15 protein-coding genes are annotated in these 15,189 nt (G+C 72.5%); 3 read left to right on the top strand and 12 right to left on the bottom strand.

Annotated elements, in window-relative coordinates; all coding sequences use genetic code 11:
- Positions 1-64: 64 nt before the first annotated feature.
- Together NFS20_RS01145 and NFS20_RS01140 are read right to left on the bottom strand one after the other, a co-directional pair.
- On the bottom strand, positions 65-1,234 hold the full coding sequence (locus tag NFS20_RS01145; RefSeq protein WP_251149918.1) for a YihY/virulence factor BrkB family protein: 1,170 nt from the start codon (positions 1,232-1,234) through the stop codon (positions 65-67).
- Positions 1,235-1,246: 12 nt separating this feature from the next.
- Positions 1,247-1,516: a hypothetical protein gene (locus NFS20_RS01140; RefSeq protein ID WP_251149917.1), complete on the bottom strand. Its 270-nt coding sequence runs from the start codon at positions 1,514-1,516 to the stop codon at positions 1,247-1,249.
- A 125-nt stretch (positions 1,517-1,641) separates the two neighbouring features.
- On the opposite strand from NFS20_RS01140, the gene NFS20_RS01135 reads away from it, so the two are divergent.
- On the top strand, positions 1,642-2,913 hold the full coding sequence (locus NFS20_RS01135) for an APC family permease (protein ID WP_251149916.1): 1,272 nt from the start codon (positions 1,642-1,644) through the stop codon (positions 2,911-2,913).
- Positions 2,914-2,932: 19 nt separating this feature from the next.
- On the opposite strand, the gene NFS20_RS01130 is transcribed toward NFS20_RS01135, so the two are convergent.
- From NFS20_RS01130 to NFS20_RS01120, 3 genes are all read right to left on the bottom strand, one after another.
- Positions 2,933-3,241, bottom strand: coding sequence for a transcriptional regulator (locus tag NFS20_RS01130; RefSeq protein WP_251149915.1), 309 nt, complete (start codon positions 3,239-3,241; stop codon positions 2,933-2,935).
- Positions 3,238-3,738, bottom strand: a complete 501-nt coding sequence (locus NFS20_RS01125; protein ID WP_251149914.1) for a hypothetical protein — start codon at positions 3,736-3,738, stop codon at positions 3,238-3,240. The genes NFS20_RS01130 and NFS20_RS01125 overlap by 4 nt, the downstream gene beginning before the upstream one ends.
- Positions 3,739-3,803: 65 nt before the next feature.
- A complete protein-coding gene (locus NFS20_RS01120; RefSeq protein ID WP_502800761.1) occupies positions 3,804-5,357 on the bottom strand; it encodes a SulP family inorganic anion transporter in 1,554 nt (517 codons plus the stop codon).
- 64 nt (positions 5,358-5,421) lie between these two features.
- Between NFS20_RS01120 and NFS20_RS01115 the strand changes: the two genes are divergently transcribed.
- Positions 5,422-5,847, top strand: a complete 426-nt coding sequence (locus tag NFS20_RS01115) for a MerR family transcriptional regulator (RefSeq protein WP_251149913.1) — start codon at positions 5,422-5,424, stop codon at positions 5,845-5,847.
- Between the two features lie 51 nt (positions 5,848-5,898).
- Here the strand turns inward: NFS20_RS01115 and NFS20_RS01110 are convergent, their stop codons facing one another.
- Positions 5,899-6,192: a DUF4287 domain-containing protein gene (locus NFS20_RS01110; protein ID WP_251149912.1), complete on the bottom strand. Its 294-nt coding sequence runs from the start codon at positions 6,190-6,192 to the stop codon at positions 5,899-5,901.
- Positions 6,192-6,527, bottom strand: coding sequence for a cupin domain-containing protein (locus tag NFS20_RS01105; RefSeq protein WP_251149911.1), 336 nt, complete (start codon positions 6,525-6,527; stop codon positions 6,192-6,194). The genes NFS20_RS01110 and NFS20_RS01105 overlap by 1 nt, the downstream gene beginning before the upstream one ends.
- A gap of 70 nt (positions 6,528-6,597) precedes the next feature.
- Between NFS20_RS01105 and NFS20_RS01100 the strand changes: the two genes are divergently transcribed.
- Positions 6,598-7,578, top strand: coding sequence for an ArsR/SmtB family transcription factor (locus NFS20_RS01100; protein ID WP_251149910.1), 981 nt, complete (start codon positions 6,598-6,600; stop codon positions 7,576-7,578).
- Between the two features lie 47 nt (positions 7,579-7,625).
- Here the strand turns inward: NFS20_RS01100 and aspA are convergent, their stop codons facing one another.
- From aspA to NFS20_RS01075, 5 genes are all read right to left on the bottom strand, one after another.
- Positions 7,626-9,179 (bottom strand): aspartate ammonia-lyase, encoded by a 1,554-nt coding sequence (gene aspA / locus NFS20_RS01095; protein WP_251149909.1) that lies wholly within the window; start codon positions 9,177-9,179, stop codon positions 7,626-7,628.
- A gap of 114 nt (positions 9,180-9,293) precedes the next feature.
- Positions 9,294-11,858, bottom strand: coding sequence for a beta-xylosidase/alpha-l-arabinosidase (locus tag NFS20_RS01090; protein WP_502800760.1), 2,565 nt, complete (start codon positions 11,856-11,858; stop codon positions 9,294-9,296).
- Between the two features lie 53 nt (positions 11,859-11,911).
- Positions 11,912-12,805 (bottom strand): carbohydrate ABC transporter permease, encoded by an 894-nt coding sequence (locus NFS20_RS01085; protein WP_251149908.1) that lies wholly within the window; start codon positions 12,803-12,805, stop codon positions 11,912-11,914.
- A complete protein-coding gene (locus NFS20_RS01080) occupies positions 12,805-13,851 on the bottom strand; it encodes a carbohydrate ABC transporter permease (protein WP_251149907.1) in 1,047 nt (348 codons plus the stop codon). Before NFS20_RS01080 ends, NFS20_RS01085 begins: the two co-directional genes overlap by 1 nt.
- 8 nt (positions 13,852-13,859) lie before the next feature.
- A complete protein-coding gene (locus tag NFS20_RS01075; RefSeq protein ID WP_251149906.1) occupies positions 13,860-15,146 on the bottom strand; it encodes an ABC transporter substrate-binding protein in 1,287 nt (428 codons plus the stop codon).
- Between the last annotated feature and the right edge of the window lie 43 nt (positions 15,147-15,189).

The following is a 15,189-nucleotide window of genomic DNA, read 5'->3' as shown; positions in this document are numbered from 1 at the left end:
CGGCGAACCCCGGGTTGCGATCCCTTCACGCACGTGAAGGGATCGCAACCCGGGGTTCGGCGCGTCAGGACCCGGTCGTCTCGGAGCGACGGTCGCGCTCGTCGCGCTCGCGACCTTCGCGCCGAGCGCTCCCCCGGCCGCCGTCCGCACGGTCACCGTCCGCACCGTCACCGCCCGCACCGTTCGCGGCAGCGGACTCACGGATCCCGCGGCCCTGCTCGATGGCCTCCTGCCGCTTCGCCTCGCGCTTGTCGCTGGCCTTGGTGTCCTTCGGCGGCAGCTGGATGCTCTCCTCCGCGGCGATCCCGGCCTGCAGCTCGCGGCTCCGCTCGAGCTCGGCGTCGAGCTCCGCTCCGAAGAGCAGGGCGAGGTTCGTGATCCACAGCCAGAGGAGGAACACGATGATGCCCGCGAGCGAGCCGTACGTCGCGCCGTAGCTCCCGAAGTTCGCGACGTAGAAGCCGAAGGCCGCCGACGCGATCGCCCACACGAGCAGCGCCACGACCGCGCCGACGCTGATCCAGCGGAACTTCGGCTGCCGCACGTTCGGCGTCGCGTGGAACAGGATCGCGAGCAGCACCACGACCAGCGCGATGACGACGGGCCACTTGAGGACGTTCCACACCGTGACCGCGGTCGACCCGAGGCCGATCGCGTCCCCGACGGAGCGCGCGATCGGTCCGGTGAGGACGAGCGCCGCGACGACGAGCGCCGCGAGGACCACGGTGACCACCGTGACGAGCAGCATCACGGGTCGCAGCTTCCAGATCGGTCGGCCCTCGTCGATCTCGTAGATGCGGTTCATCGCCCGGCCGAACGCGCCGACGTATCCCGACGCCGACCACAGCGCGAGCGCGACACCGATGACCAGTGCGAGGCCGGCACGCCCGCCGCCCCCGGCGGCGTTCTCGACGAGCGGCTCGATGGTCGTGAGGGTCTCCTCCGGGACGAGCCCCTCGAGGAAGCCCATCACCCGGTTGACCATGCTCTCGGCGTCGCCCAGGAGGCCGAGGAGCGAGACGAGCGCCAGCAGCGCGGGCGCCGCGGCCAGGACCGCGTAGTAGGTCAGCCCCGCGGCCAGGTCGAGGCACTGGTCACGGGAGAACTGGCTCACCGTGCTCTTCAGGGAGTACTTCCACGACGGCGCGTGCAGGTCGGTCGGGTCGTCGGGCTTGCGGCGGTCGTCCGGTGCGGGGACGTCCGTCTTCTGGCCCGCGCGATCGCTGTCGGTCATGTCGCGCCCCCTTCAGTCGTCGGTGCCGGACGGGCCGTCGGATCGCGAGCCGCCCTCGTCGTCGAGCTCGCCACCGTCCGCAGGACGGCGCGGGTCACCAGGGTCGACGTCCGTCGGGACGTCGGGGTCCTTCGGAAGAGCGTCGTTCGCGAGCGCGGGGAAGGCGCCCGCCGTGCCGATGTCCGGCTCGCCGGTGCCGAGGTCGGGCTCCCCCTGCGGGTCGTCGTCACGCCGGTCCTGCTCCTCGCCCGTGCCGCGGCCGCCCGGTTCCGTCTGGCTCATGACAGGTCCCCTCCGTCGAAGTGGTCGGCGCACGCCGACTCCCTTCTCCGACGGTAGGTGGCTCCGACCGACCCACAACTCGAGGCGTTCACCGGCGCGCCACCCGCGTCTGCCACCCTGTGCCCATGCAGGACTCCGACGGACCGCGCCTCGCCCGTCGCCTCGGCACCGCCGATGCCGTGACGATCGGCCTCGGGTCGATGATCGGGGCGGGCGTCTTCTCGGCGTTCGCGCCCGCTGCGGCGGCCGCGGGCACCGGTCTGCTCGTCGGTCTCGCGCTCGCCGCGCTCGTGGCGCTCGCCAACGCGACCTCGTCCGCGCAGCTCGCGGCCCAGCACCCGACGTCGGGCGGCACGTACGTGTACGGGCGCGAGCACCTCGGCGCGTGGTGGGGCTACGTCGCGGGGTGGGGGTTCGTCGTCGGGAAGACGGCGAGCTGCGCGGCCATGGCGCTCGTCGTCGCCGCGTACACGGCCCCGCCCGGGTGGGAGCGTCCCGTCGCGGTCGCCGTGGTCGTGGTGCTCACGGCCGTCGGCTACCGCGGGGTGACGCGCACGGCCCAGGCGGCCCGCGTGCTCGTCGCGGTGACGCTCGTCGCGCTCGCCGTGGCCGTGGCGGCGGGGGCTACGGGCGGTCAGGCCCGGTGGTCCGCGGTCCTGGACGCCGACGGCGCGCACGGCGGCTGGTACGGCGTGCTGCAGTCCGCCGGGCTGCTGTTCTTCGCGTTCGCCGGCTACGCCCGCGTCGCGACGCTCGGCGAGGAGGTGCGCGACCCGCGGCGGACGATCCCGCGCGCGATACTCCTCGCCCTGGGCGTGGTCGTCGTGCTCTACGGCGTCGTCGCGGCGACGCTCCTCGCGGTGCTGGGGCCGGACGCGCTCGCGCGGTCAGCCGCACCCGTGTCCGACGCCGCGGCGGCCGGCGGGTGGGGCTGGGCGCCCGCCGTCGTCGCCGTGGGCGCGGTCGCCGCGAGCGTCGGCGCGCTCCTCGCCCTGCTGGCGGGCGTGAGCCGCACCACGCTCGCGATGGCGCGGGCCGGCGACCTGCCGCGCTGGCTCGGCGCGGTGCACCCCCGGTTCGCGGTGCCGCACCACGCCGAGCTGGTGGTGGGCGTCGTGGTCGTGGTCCTCGTCCTCACGACGGACCTGCGGGGGGCTATCGGCTTCTCGTCCTTCGGCGTGCTCGTGTACTACCTCGTCGCCAACCTGTCGGCGCTGCGGCAGACCGGCGGTCACCGCCTCTATCCGCGGGCCGCCCAGGTGCTGGGCGCCGTCGGCTGCGTCGCGCTCGTCCTCACGCTGCCCCTGCCCGCCGTCGCCGCGGGAGCCGGCGTGCTCGCCGTCGGCGTCGCCCTGCGGTGGTGGCGCCTGCAGCGGCGAGGGCGACGCGCGGCCTGACCGCGACGCCGTGGCGCGGTCAGCCTTCGGCGATCTGGGCGAGGGCGGCGAGATGGGCCTCGACGGCGCGGCGCCCGTCCGGGGTGAGCGTCACCCAGGTGAGGCGGCGCGCGTCGGTGCGTGCGGGCGAGCTCTCCTTGCGCACGGTGACGAAACCCGCGTCGGCGAGCACGCGGAGGTTCTTCGAGAGGTTCGCGTCGGTCAGGCCGAGCGTGTCGCGCAGCAGCGCGAACTCGAGCTCGGCGCCCCGCCGGAGCACCCCGCAGATGCGGAGGCGCACGGGCGAGTGGATCACCTCGTTGAAGGCGGGCGCGGTGCCGGCGCTCACGCCTCGCCCACCGTCCCCCCCAGCTCCTGGCGAAGGGCGTCGTCGTAGCGGCGGCCGAGCACCACGGACGCGACGAACCCGACGCCCGCAGGGAGCAGCACCCACGCATACGCGACCGTGGTGAACTTGATGACCAGCGCGGCGCCGAAGCAGAGCAGGAACAGCACCACCATGGTCCCGAGGAGGCGCTTCGACCGCGGTCCCGCCGGCTGGCCGACCCAGAGACCGTAGCGCCGGCGGTAGACGAGGACGAGCGCCGGCAGCGCGAACAGCGCGACGGGCAGGAAGGCGACCGACGCCGGGGAGGGCAACGCCTGCGTGCAGACGATCAGGGCCACGATCGCGCCGAGCACCGGGTGGTACCACCCTGGCGTGACCAGCCGCTCGGCGAGCCGCGCGTCGTCGGCCTCGAGCCCGGCCAGCGCTTCGCGCGCCTCGGACGGAGTGGGTCCGGGCGCGGCGCGGCCGGAGCGGTCGCCCCGAGAGTCATTTTCCATGTCGGCAAGCCTATGGATGACTTGCACATCTGGCAAGAGACTTACGGACCGCCGGAGGTCGTGCCCTAGTGCCCCGCCCCGAGCCGTCCCGCGAGCCGGTCGAGGCGCTCGGTGGTGTCGGGGTTCGCGCCGACGATGGTGACGGTCTTGCCCTTGGCCTCGTACTTCGTCCGGATGGCGTCGAGCGTCGCGACGGTGGAGGCGTCCCACACGTGGGCCTTCGTCATGTCGATGACGATGTCCTTCGGGTCGCCGGCGTAGTCGAACTGGTAGACGAGGCCGTTGGACGAGGCGAAGAAGAGCTCGCCCTCGACGGCGTAGACGCGCTGGTCGTCCGCGTCGGAACCGTCCAGGCGGGTGACGGTCGTGAAGTGCGCGACGCGGCGCGCGAAGAGCACCATGGCGACGAGGACGCCGACGATCACGCCGTAGGCGAGGTTGTGGGTCCACACGGTGACGACGACGGTGGCGAGCATGACGGCGGTCTCCGACCTGGGCATGCGCTTCAGGGTGGCGGGCCGCACGGAGTGCCAGTCGAAGGTGCCGATCGCGACCATGACCATGACGGCGACGAGGGCCGCCATGGGGATGATCGCGACGACGTCGCCGAGACCGACGACGAGGATGAGCAGGAAGACGCCGGCGAGGAACGTGGAGATGCGGGTGCGCGCGCCGGAGGCCTTCACGTTGATCATGGTCTGGCCGATCATGGCGCACCCGCCCATGCCGCCGAAGAACCCGGTGATGACGTTCGCGGCGCCCTGGCCCCAGGCCTCGCGGGTCTTGTTGGAGTGGGTGTCGGTGACGTCGTCGACGAGCTTCGCGGTGAGCAGGGACTCGAGGATCCCGACCAGGGCCATGGCGAGCGCGAAGGGGGCGATGATCTGCAGCGTCTCGAGGTTCAGCGGCACGTCGGGGAAGAGCAGCGACGGCAGCGAGCCCGGCAGCTCGCCCTCATCACCCACGGTGGGGACGTTGATCGCCGCGGTCACCGTCGCGGCGGTGAGCAGCACGATCGCGACGAGCGGCGCCGGGACGACCTTCGTCCAGCGCGGCATGAGGACCATGATCGCGATGCCGACGGCCACGAGCGGGTAGACCATCCACGGCACGTCCTGCAGGTGCGGGAGCTGCGACAGGAAGATGAGGATCGCCAGCGCGTTGACGAACCCGACCATGACCGAGCGCGGGATGAAGCGCATGATCTTGGCGATCCCGAGCAGGCCGAGGGCGACCTGGATCACGCCGGCGAGGATCACCGTGGCGATGAGGTAGTCCACACCGTGGTCACGGGCGACCGGGGCGACGACGAGCGCGACCGCTCCCGTCGCGGCCGAGATCATCGCGGGGCGCCCGCCGAGGAACGCGATCGAGACCGCCATCGTGAACGAGGCGAACAGCCCGAGACGCGGGTCGACGCCCGCGATGATCGAGAACGCGATCGCCTCGGGGATGAGCGCCAGGGCGACGACGAGACCGGCGAGGACCTCGGTCTTGAGCCGGCGCGGGGACTTCAGGGCAGCGAGGACGGAGTAGGACTCGTCGGCCTCGGGCGCGCCGGTCACGGGCCGGGGCGCGGGGGCGGGACCGGGCAGGGCAGGGTGAGCATCGGACGGCACGGGCAGAACTCTACCCTTACGTGAGGGTAGGGTTGCGCGGTCCACGATCCGGGAGACTGTCCCCATGAGCGAGCCCCGCCCCACCGCCGCGCAGCCGACCATGCACATCGGCGTCGTCGCCGACCGCACCGGTCTGTCGTTGCGGACGCTGCGTCACTACGACGAGGTCGGCCTCGTGCGCCCCTCGGGCCGTTCCGACGGCGGGTTCCGGCTCTACACGGAGGCCGACGTCGAGCGCCTGCTCCTCGTGCGCCGGATGAAGCCGCTCGGGTTCTCGCTCGAGGAGATGGCCGACCTGCTCGACGTCGCGGACCGGCTCGCCGCGCGCGACGGGGACGCGCCGTCGGCCGCCCTGCCCGGGTCGGGGACCGACGACGACCTGCGCGACCGGCTCGCGGCCTACGTGCACGCCGCCGAGGAGCGACGCGCGGACCTGGCCCGCAAGCTCGAGTGGGCCGACGAGCTCATCACGCTCCTGCGCTCCCGATGACCCGCGACCGTCCGCGCGACGGACCGAGCACCTGACCGCGCGCCGACCCGCTCACCAGTCCGCGGGCCTGGTGGCCTTGCCGTCGAGCCAGAGCCGGTCGCTCTCGTCGCGGTGCGTGCCGTCCGTACCCACGTGCTTCGTGCTGATCCGGTCGCCCTTGGTGATGACGTGGACCATCGCCATGGCGTGCCCGCGTCCGAGCCCGTGCTCGGCGGCGAGCCACTCCACGATCGGCGTCGCCTTGGTGCCGGGGCCGAAGCCCTGCTCGTGCGCGCGCTCGACGAGCTCGCGCGGGGTGAGACCGGTCTTCGTCTCGACGGCGTCGAGGTAGGCCTGGAAGGACATCAGCGGTTCTCCTGGATCATCGTGGCGGACGCGTGGACGCACATGACGCGCAGCGTGCCGCTGCCGGTGTTGGTGAAGCCGTGCCAGACGTGCGGCCCGACGACGGCGGTGTCCCCCGCTCGCGCGACGACCTGATCGCCGCCGACCGTGATGGTCGCCTCTCCGTCGAGCACGGTCCACGTCTCCGAGTACGGGTGCCGGTGGAGGCCCGGGCCCTGACCTGGCTCGTTGGTCACGAGGAAGAACGAGATGCCGGAGCCGTGGTCGGCACCTTCGAAGCGCAGGGTGCGCGAGCCGGTGACGCGGATGTCCTCGGCGGGGATGACGGCTGCCATGGGTGGCCTCCTCTGCTCGGGTGTGCGCTCACCGTGCCGGGCCGGCGAACACCTCCGCTACTGTTTCGACGTGCATCGAAAGATGGTCGAGTTCCGGCTCGCACCGGACGACCTGTCCGCGATCCGGTTCGGCCTGTCCCCCGGGCACGAGCTCGCGCACGCGGTCCGCGTGCTCGCCCGCCCGCAGCACCACCCGCTCCAGTGGGGATGGTTGCGGAGCACGCGTCGGCAGGCGCCTCGCGCAGCCTTCGAGCTGCTGCGGCTCGTCGTGGGCGACGAGGGCTACATGCCCGACTTCCTCACGTCGACCCCTGACTGGGACCTGAGCCCCGGTGACGAGCTCGACCGCCTCCGGCGCGCCGACGTCGGGCCGATGCGCGTCGACCTCGGCAAGCGCGTGCTCCGCACCTCGGACGACGAGCAGCGCGCCCTGCAGGCCATGGCCGAGGATCCCGCCGGGACGAGGGCCGCCGTCGCGGACGCCTGGGAGGAGCTCTGGGACGCCGCCCTCGCGCCGTTCTGGCCGCAGGTCGAGCGGCTGCTGCGCGCCGACATCGGGATCCGCTCCCGGCGGGTCACGACGCACGGCCTCGGCGCGATGGTCGCGTCGCTCAACGAGGCGGTGACGTGGGGCTCCGACGCGGTCCGCGTCCGCCTCGCGAAGCACGAGGAGGTGCTCGACTGCGCGGGCAGCGGCCTGGTCCTCGTGCCCTCGGTGATGTCGCGAGGGTGCGCCGCACTGACCGAGAGGCCCGCCCAGCCGACGCTCTTCTACCCCGCCCTCGGTGTCTCGGAGACCTGGACGACGGCGGGTGCGGACCTCTCCGCGTCCCTCGCCGCGCTGCTCGGCGAGGGACGTGCACGCGTCCTCCTCGCGCTGCACGAGCCGATGTCCACGAGCGAGGTCGCCGGAGCGGGAGCGCTCGCGATCTCGACGACCTCCCACCACCTCGCCGTGCTCCGCGCGTCGCGGCTCGTCGACGCTCGCCGCGAGGGCAACCGCGTCATGCACGTCCGCACGCCCCTCGGCGAGGCGCTCGTCGGCGGGTGACACCTTCCAGGTCTCTTCGTCGACGGGCTCGCGGACCAGGACCGACGCTATCCGCGGGAGACCCCCTCGGCCTCCTCCGGCTCCGGGTCGCTCGGTGCGCCACCCGCGTCGTCGGACTCGACCACGCGCGACGACTCGCCCTCCTCGCCCGCTGCCGGGAGTCCGCGCTCGTCGGCCTCGAAGTACCGGCCCGTGTACCGCGGGCGCAGGAAGTTCTCCGTCGTGAGGACGGCGTCGACCTGCGCCGCGGTGAGCAGGCCGCGTGCCACGACGACGTCGCGCACCGACGCGCCCGTCCGCGCCGCCTCCGCCCCGACGATGTCGCCGTTGCGGTGCCCGATGATCTCGTTGAGGTACGTGACGATGCCGATCGAGTCGAGCACGTGCCGTCGGCACACCTCGACGTTGGCCGTGATGCCCGTGACGCACGTGGTCCGCAGCGCCTCGCACGCGTTCGTCAGGAGCCGCAGCGACTCGAACATCGCCTGCGCGAGCACGGGCTCCATGACGTTGAGCTGCAGCTGCCCGGCCTCGGCCGCGTGCGTGATGGTCACGTCGTTGCCCATGACCTTGAAGCACACCTGGTTGACGACCTCGGGGATCACCGGGTTCACCTTGGCGGGCATGATGGACGACCCGGCCTGCAGCTCGGGCAGGTTGATCTCGCCGAGGCCCGCGCGCGGACCCGACGACAGCAGCCGCAGGTCGTTGCAGATCTTCGAGAGCTTGGCCGCGAGCCGCTTGAGCGCGGAGTGCACGGCGAGGTAGGCGCCGTTGTCGTAGGTCGCCTCGACGAGGTTCTCCGCCGGGACGGTCGCGAGACCGCTCACCTCGGCGAGGCGGCGCGTCGCGACCTTCGGGTACCCGGGCGGCGTGTTGAGGCCCGTGCCGATCGCCGTCGCGCCGAGGTTGACCTCGAGCAGCAGGTCGGCCGCGGCGGACAGCCGCTTGACCTCCTCGCCGACGTTGACGGAGAACCCGGCGAACTCCTGCCCGAGGCTCATCGGCACCGCGTCCTGGAGCTGCGTGCGGCCCATCTTCAGCACGTCGGCGAACTCCGACGCCTTCTCGTCGAACGCGCGCTCCAGGAGCCGGACCTCTCCCTGCAGCCGACCGACGAGCACGTGCACCGCGAGCCGGAACCCCGTCGGGTACGCGTCGTTCGTGGACTGCGAACGGTTGACGTGGTCGTTCGGGTTGATGACGTCATAGCGCCCCTTGTCGAACCCGGCGAGCTCGAGCGCGAGGTTCGCGACGACCTCGTTCGTGTTCATGTTGACGCTGGTCCCGGCCCCGCCCTGGAAGACGTCCACCGGGAACTGGTCGAGGCACCGCCCGTCGACGAGGATCGCGTCGCACGCCGCGACGATCGCGTCCGCGATGTCGCGCTGGATCGTGCGCAGCTCGCGGTTCGCGAGCGCCGCCGCCTTCTTCACCATGACCATCCCGCGGACCATCTCGGGCACGTCGCCGATCGTCGTGCCCGAGATGCGGAAGTTCCTCGTCGCGCGGACCGTGTGGATGCCGTAGTAGGCGTCTTCCGGCACCTCGGTCCGGCCGAGCAGGTCCTCCTCGATCCGCGTCCGGGCACTCGACGACATGCCCCGACGGTAACGCCACCGGGCGCACGGCACGCGCCGAGACGTGAGCTTCCGCCCTCGAACGGGGCGGATCAGGGGCGGAAGCTCACGTCTCGGCCGACTGGGGGCCGCGGATCAGGGCGCGGCGCCGACCTCGACGTCGACGATCCGTGCGTCGGCGGCCGTCACCTCGTGCACGGCACCCGTGAACGTCACGACGGCGCGCGGTGTGGCCTCGCCCGCGACCGCTCGGCGTGCGGTCGCTCCCTGCGCGACGATCGCGCCGCCCGTCATGTCGCCGAGCGGCGCGGCGGGTGCGACGCCCGCGTGCGCGGCGACCCACACCTCGACGTCGCCCGGCTCGACCACGCGCACCAGGCGGCGGTCGGAGAACGCGAGCCGCGCCGTCGGGACGCGGAACAGCACACGCCGCGACTCGCCGGGCGCGAGGTCGACGCGCGCATAGCCGAGGAGCTGCACGACCGGCCGCGGGACGGACCCGATCACGTCGCGCCCGTAGAGCTGGACGACGTCCGTCCCGGCGACGTCTCCCGTGTTCGTCACGGTCACGGCGGCGTCGAACGCGCCGTCGGTACGCGTCGACCCGTCGACGAGCAGGTCCGAGTACGCGAAGGTCGTGTACGAGAGCCCGAACCCGAACGGGCGCACGGGCGTCGGGTCGGTCGACGTGACGTCGGACGGCCCGCCGAGCACGGGGTGCAGATAGGTGTACGGCTGCGCGCCCGCGGCGCGCGGGAGCGAGACGGGCAGGCGCCCCGAGGGGTTCACGGCACCGGTGAGCACGTCCGCGACCGCGCGGCCGCCCTCCTCGCCGGGGAAGAACCCCTGCACGACGGCGGCCGGTCGCCTCGGGGCGTCGCCCGCGCCTCCCCGTGCTGCAGTGCCCGGCGCCGCGTCGTCGAGCGCCCAGCCGATCGCGTACGGGCGGCCCGTGAGCAGCACGAGCACGACGGGCGTCCCCGTCGCGACGAGCTCGGTGACGAGCGCGCGCTGCACGCCTGGGAGCTCGAGCGTCTCGACGTCGTTGCCCTCCCCGACCGTCCCGCGGCCGAACAGTCCCGCGTCGTCGCCGACGACGACGACCGCGACGTCCGCGTCCCGCACGGCGTCGACCGCCGCGGCGAAGCCCGACGTGTCGTCGCCGTCGACCGAGCAGCCCGGCGCGTGCACGACGTCCGTGCCGGGCAGCGCGTCGCGCAGCGCGTCGAGCACCGTGGGCAGCTCGATGCCCTGCGGCGTGCCGGGGTGGTGCGCGAGCACGTGGTTGACGAACGAGTAGCAGCCCATGAGCGCCTCGGCGCGGTCGGCGTTCGGCCCGACCACCGCGACCCGCGCCGGGACCGTGCCGGACGTCGCGCCCGACGCCCGGCCCGGCGACGTGGCGCCACCGCCGAGCGGCAGCACGCCGTCGTTCGCGAGGAGCACGAGCGACTCCTGCGCGAGCCGCCGGGCGGTCGCGCGGTGCTCCGGCGGGTCGAGGTCGATGCTCGTCGGCGGCTCGCCCGCGAACGCGTCGGGGTCGAGCAGGCCGAGCTCCTCCTTCTGCGCGAGCACGCGCAGCACCGAGCGGTCGACGAGCGCCTCGTCCACGAGCCCCGCGCGCACGCGCTCCGCGAGCGGCTCGAGATAGGCGTCGCCCGACGGCAGCTCGACGTCGATGCCCGCCGCGAGGGCGAGCCCCGCCGCCTCGCCGCGGTCCGCCGCGACGCGGTGCATGACCTCGAGGAACGCGACGGCGAAGTAGTCGGCGACCACGACGCCGTCGAACCCCCACCGGCCGCGCAGCACGTCCGTGAGGAGCTCGGGGTTCGCCGCGACGGGGACGCCGTCGACCTCGGTGTACGAGTTCATGACCGAGCGCGCGCCGCCGTCGCGCACCGCCATCTCGAACGGCGGGAGGAACACGTCGGCGACCTCGCGGGGACCCGCGCTCACCGGCGCGTGGTTGCGCCCCGCGTGCGACCCCGAGTAGCCCGCGAAGTGCTTGAGCGTCGCGTGCACGCCCGCGCCCTGCAGGCCGCGGACGTAGGCGGTGCCCACCGTGCCCACGACATAGGGGTCCTCGCCGATGCACTCGTCGACACGCCCCCAGCGCGGGTCGCGCACGACGTCGAGCACGGGCGCGAGCGCCTGGTGCACGCCGAGCCGACGCATCGACCCACCGGCCTGCGACGCCATCTCCTCGACGAGCGCCGGGTCGAACGACGCGCCCCACGCGAGCGGCGTCGGGTACGTCGCGGCCTTCCACGCGGCGAGCCCCAGCAGGGCCTCCTCGTGCACGAGCGCCGGAATGCCGAGACGGGTCTCGCGCACCAGCCGGCGCTGCTCGGCCCACAGCCATGCCGCGCGCTCCGTGGGCTCGACCGGGCGCGTGCCGTAGACCCGCGTGTAGTGGCCGACGCCGTCCCGCGTGATCTCGGCCAGACGACCCGAGTCCTTCTGGCCCGCGGTCATCTCCGACTGCATCGGGGCGACCGTGCCGTTCTGGTCGATCCAGTAGCCGACGAGCTGCGCGAGCTTCTCCTCGAGCGTCATGCGGGCGTGCAGCGCGCGGACTCGCTCCGAGACCGGTGGCGCCGCGGGCTCCGCGGGCGCTGCGGGCGGACCTGTCCGTGCGGCTGCGGCGAGGGCTGCGGGCGGTGCTGGTGCCGTCGGTGCGGCGGGGACGACGTCGGTCACGAGACCGTTCTCCTTCGATGGTGCGCGCGGACGTGCGCGAGATGGGGCGGGCCTCAGCCCTTCACGGCGCCCGTGAGGCCGCCGACGATGCGTCGCTCGAACAACGAGAAGAAGACGAGCGCGGGGATCATCGACAGGGACGTGAAGGCGAGCACGCGGGCCGTGTCCACGGAGTACTGGGACGCGAACGCCTGCACGCCGAGGGGCAGCGTGTACGACGTCTCGTCGTTGAGGATGAAGAGGGGCAGCATGTAGCTGTTCCAGCTCGCGACGAACGCGAGGATGCCGACGGTCACGACGCCCGGCACCGACAGCGGCACGACCATCCGGAAGAAGAACCCGAGCCGGCTCGCGCCGTCGATCGACGCGGCCTCCTCGAGCTCGCGCGGGATGGCGCGCAGGAACGGCACGAGGATGATCACGGTCGTCGGGAGCGCGAACGCGATCTGCGGCAGGACCAGCCCGCCGACGCTGTTCATGAGGCCCAGGCTCCGGATCATGATGTACAGCGGCGTGATCGCGACCGTCATGGGGAACATGAGGCCCGCGGCGAACAGCGAGTACATCGCGGCGCGGCCGAAGAACGCGTACCGCGCGAGCACGTAGCTCGCCATGAGCCCGAGGACCACGACGCCGAGCGTCGTGAGCAGGCCTGCGACGACCGAGTTGCCGAGCTGCTGCCAGAAGATCGAGCTCGACAGGACGTCGAGGTAGTTCTCGAGCTGCCACGGGCTGGGCAGGCCGGACGGGTCCGCCGTGATCTGGGCGTTCGTCCGGAAGCCGCCCACCACGATGTACGCGATGGGTGCCAGGCAGATCCCGACGAGCAGGTACGCGACGACGTACGTGAGCGGACCGCCCCTGCCGATGCCGGAGCCCTTCGGAGCCCGGGGCGCCGCGGTTCCCGGCGCGCGGGGCGGGGTGGGTGCGGCGGTGACGGTGGCCATCACTTCTTCCCTTCCGTGATCGCGCCCTCGGTGTCACGACGCAGGACGAACCGCTGGTAGACGAGCGCCACCGCGAGCGAGATGAGGAACAGCACGACCGCGACCGCGCTGCCGTACCCGTAGTTCCCCGCGTTGCGCCCGTTCGCGACCATGTAGGTCGCCATGGTCGAGGTGCCCGCCGTCGAGGCCACGTACTGGCCCCAGATGATGTAGACGAGGTCGAAGAGCTGGAGCGAGCCGATGATCGACAGGAACGCCCAGATGCGCAGCGTCGGACCCAGGAGCGGCAGCGTGATGTACCGCTGCGTCGTCCAGTAGGACGCGCCGTCGATCGCCGAGGCCTCTGCCAGCTCGTCAGGAATGCCCTGCAGTCCGGCGAGGAAGAGGATCACGGCGAAGCCGATGTACTTCCACGAGATGATGAGCAGGAGCGTCCAGATCGCGATGTCGGGGTCGGAGAGCCAGTCGACCGCGAGGACGTCCAGCCCGATCTTGCCGAGCAGGTCGTTCACCGCGCCGTTCGTCGCGAGCATGAGGCTGAACCCCGTGCCGACGATCACCTCGGACACGACGTACGGGACGAACACCAGCACGCGGATGATCGAGCGGCCGCGGATCCGCCGGTTGAGCATGAGCGCTACCGCGACCGCGACGGGCCCCTGCAGGAGCAGCGACATGACGACGATGAAACCGTTGTGCTGCAGCGCGGCGAGAAACTCGGCGTCGCGGAAGATGATGAGGTAGTTGTCGAGACCGACGAACTCCGTCGGCGGCCCGAAGCCCTTCCACTTGAAGAAGCCGTAGTACGCCGCCATGAGGACCGGGACGATGACGAACGTCAGGAAGACGACGAGCGCCGGCCCGGCGAGCACCGCGATCTCGGCGCGCTTCGCCCACCGACCGTCCGGGCCCCGTCGGGGCCGGGCCGCCGAGGGCGGGGTCGGTGCCTGCGCACCGCCCCCGTCCCCGGCTCGGTCCTGCCGGTCCCCACGTGTCGAGCCCTTCGGCGAGGCTGCCTCCTGAGACATGCCCTGGGACACGGTCATGGTGCTGGTTACTCCTTGGCGGCCGCGTCGTTGACGGCCGTGACGATGTCCGCTGCGGTGCCCTGGCCCGCGAGCATGTTGACCACGGCCGTGTTGAGCGCGTTGCCGATGCTCTGGCCGTAGAGCGTGTCGAGCCAGACCGACACGTACGGGGCCTCGTTGTACGCCTCGAGGATCGACACGAGCGCGGGGTCGGTCACCACGGACTGCGCCTCGGTGCTAGCCGGGAGCGTCTGGAACGCGTCGGCGTAGGCCTCCTGCGACTCCTTCGACAGCACGAAGTTGAGGAAGTCGGCGCACGCGTCCGGGGCGTCGGCCGAGCACGAGTACCCGTCGACGCCGCCCATCATCGCGCCGGGCTCGCCCTCGCCGTCGTCCACGGCGGGGAAGGGGAACCACTGCAGGTCCGGCAGCGGCTGCTCGTCGGGCGTGAGGGACGCGATGACGCCGGGGTTCCACGCGCCCATGAGCTCCATCGCAGCCTGGTGGTTGGCGAGCAGACCCGCCGACGAGCCGGCGCCCTGCTGGGCGGACGTCGTGAGGAAGCCGTCGTTGAACGGCTCGGTCGCGGCGAAGTCGGCGAGCGCCTCGCCGGCCTCGGTCCAGCACGGCGCGTCGAACGTGCGGGTCTCGGCCGCCTCGGTCATGGTGTCCTGCGAGCAGTACCGCAGGGCGAAGAAGTAGTACCAGTGCGCCGCGGGCCACGCATCCTTGGCGCCCAGCGCGATCGGGGCGACGCCTGCCGCCTTGAGCTGGTCGTCCGCCGCCTCGAGGTCCTCGATCGTCTCCGGGGTGCCGCTGACGCCGGCCTGCTCGAACAGGTCCGCGCTGTAGAAGAGGCCGCCGGGCAGGATCGACACGGGCATGCCGTACACCTTGTCGTCGACCGTCATGGCGCTCAGCGCGCCGCCGACCGCCTCCTCGACGTCCGCGTCGACGAGGTCGGTGAGGTCCTTGACCTGGCCTGCCTCGACGACGTCGGCCAGCTTGCCGCCGCCACGGGCCATGAAGATGTCGGGCGCGTCACCCGAGTTGAGGGCCGTCTGGAGCTTGCCGTCCATGTCCTCGTTCTGGATGGACTGGATCTCGATCGTCACGCCCGGGTTGGCCTCCTCGAACGCGGCGACGGTGTCCTCCCAGTAGGCCTTGCCGGGGCCGGTGGTCGAGTTGTGCCAGAACGTCATTGCCGTCGAGCCGTCGTCCGCGCCGCCGCCGTCTCCCCCGCCGCACGCGCCGAGGGCGAGCCCTCCGACGACCACGGCGGTCGAGACCGCCAGGAGCTTCCTTGCCTTCATGGGATCCGTCCTCTTCGTCGAGTCGAGACTGCAGGTCCGTCCC

Origin of the sequence: Cellulosimicrobium sp. Marseille-Q4280, from assembly GCF_943181405.1 — a bacterium.
Lineage (GTDB): Bacteria > Actinomycetota > Actinomycetes > Actinomycetales > Cellulomonadaceae > Cellulosimicrobium.
The sequence above is the reverse complement of the archived record's forward strand: the minus strand, read 5'-3'. Positions and strand labels throughout refer to the sequence as shown.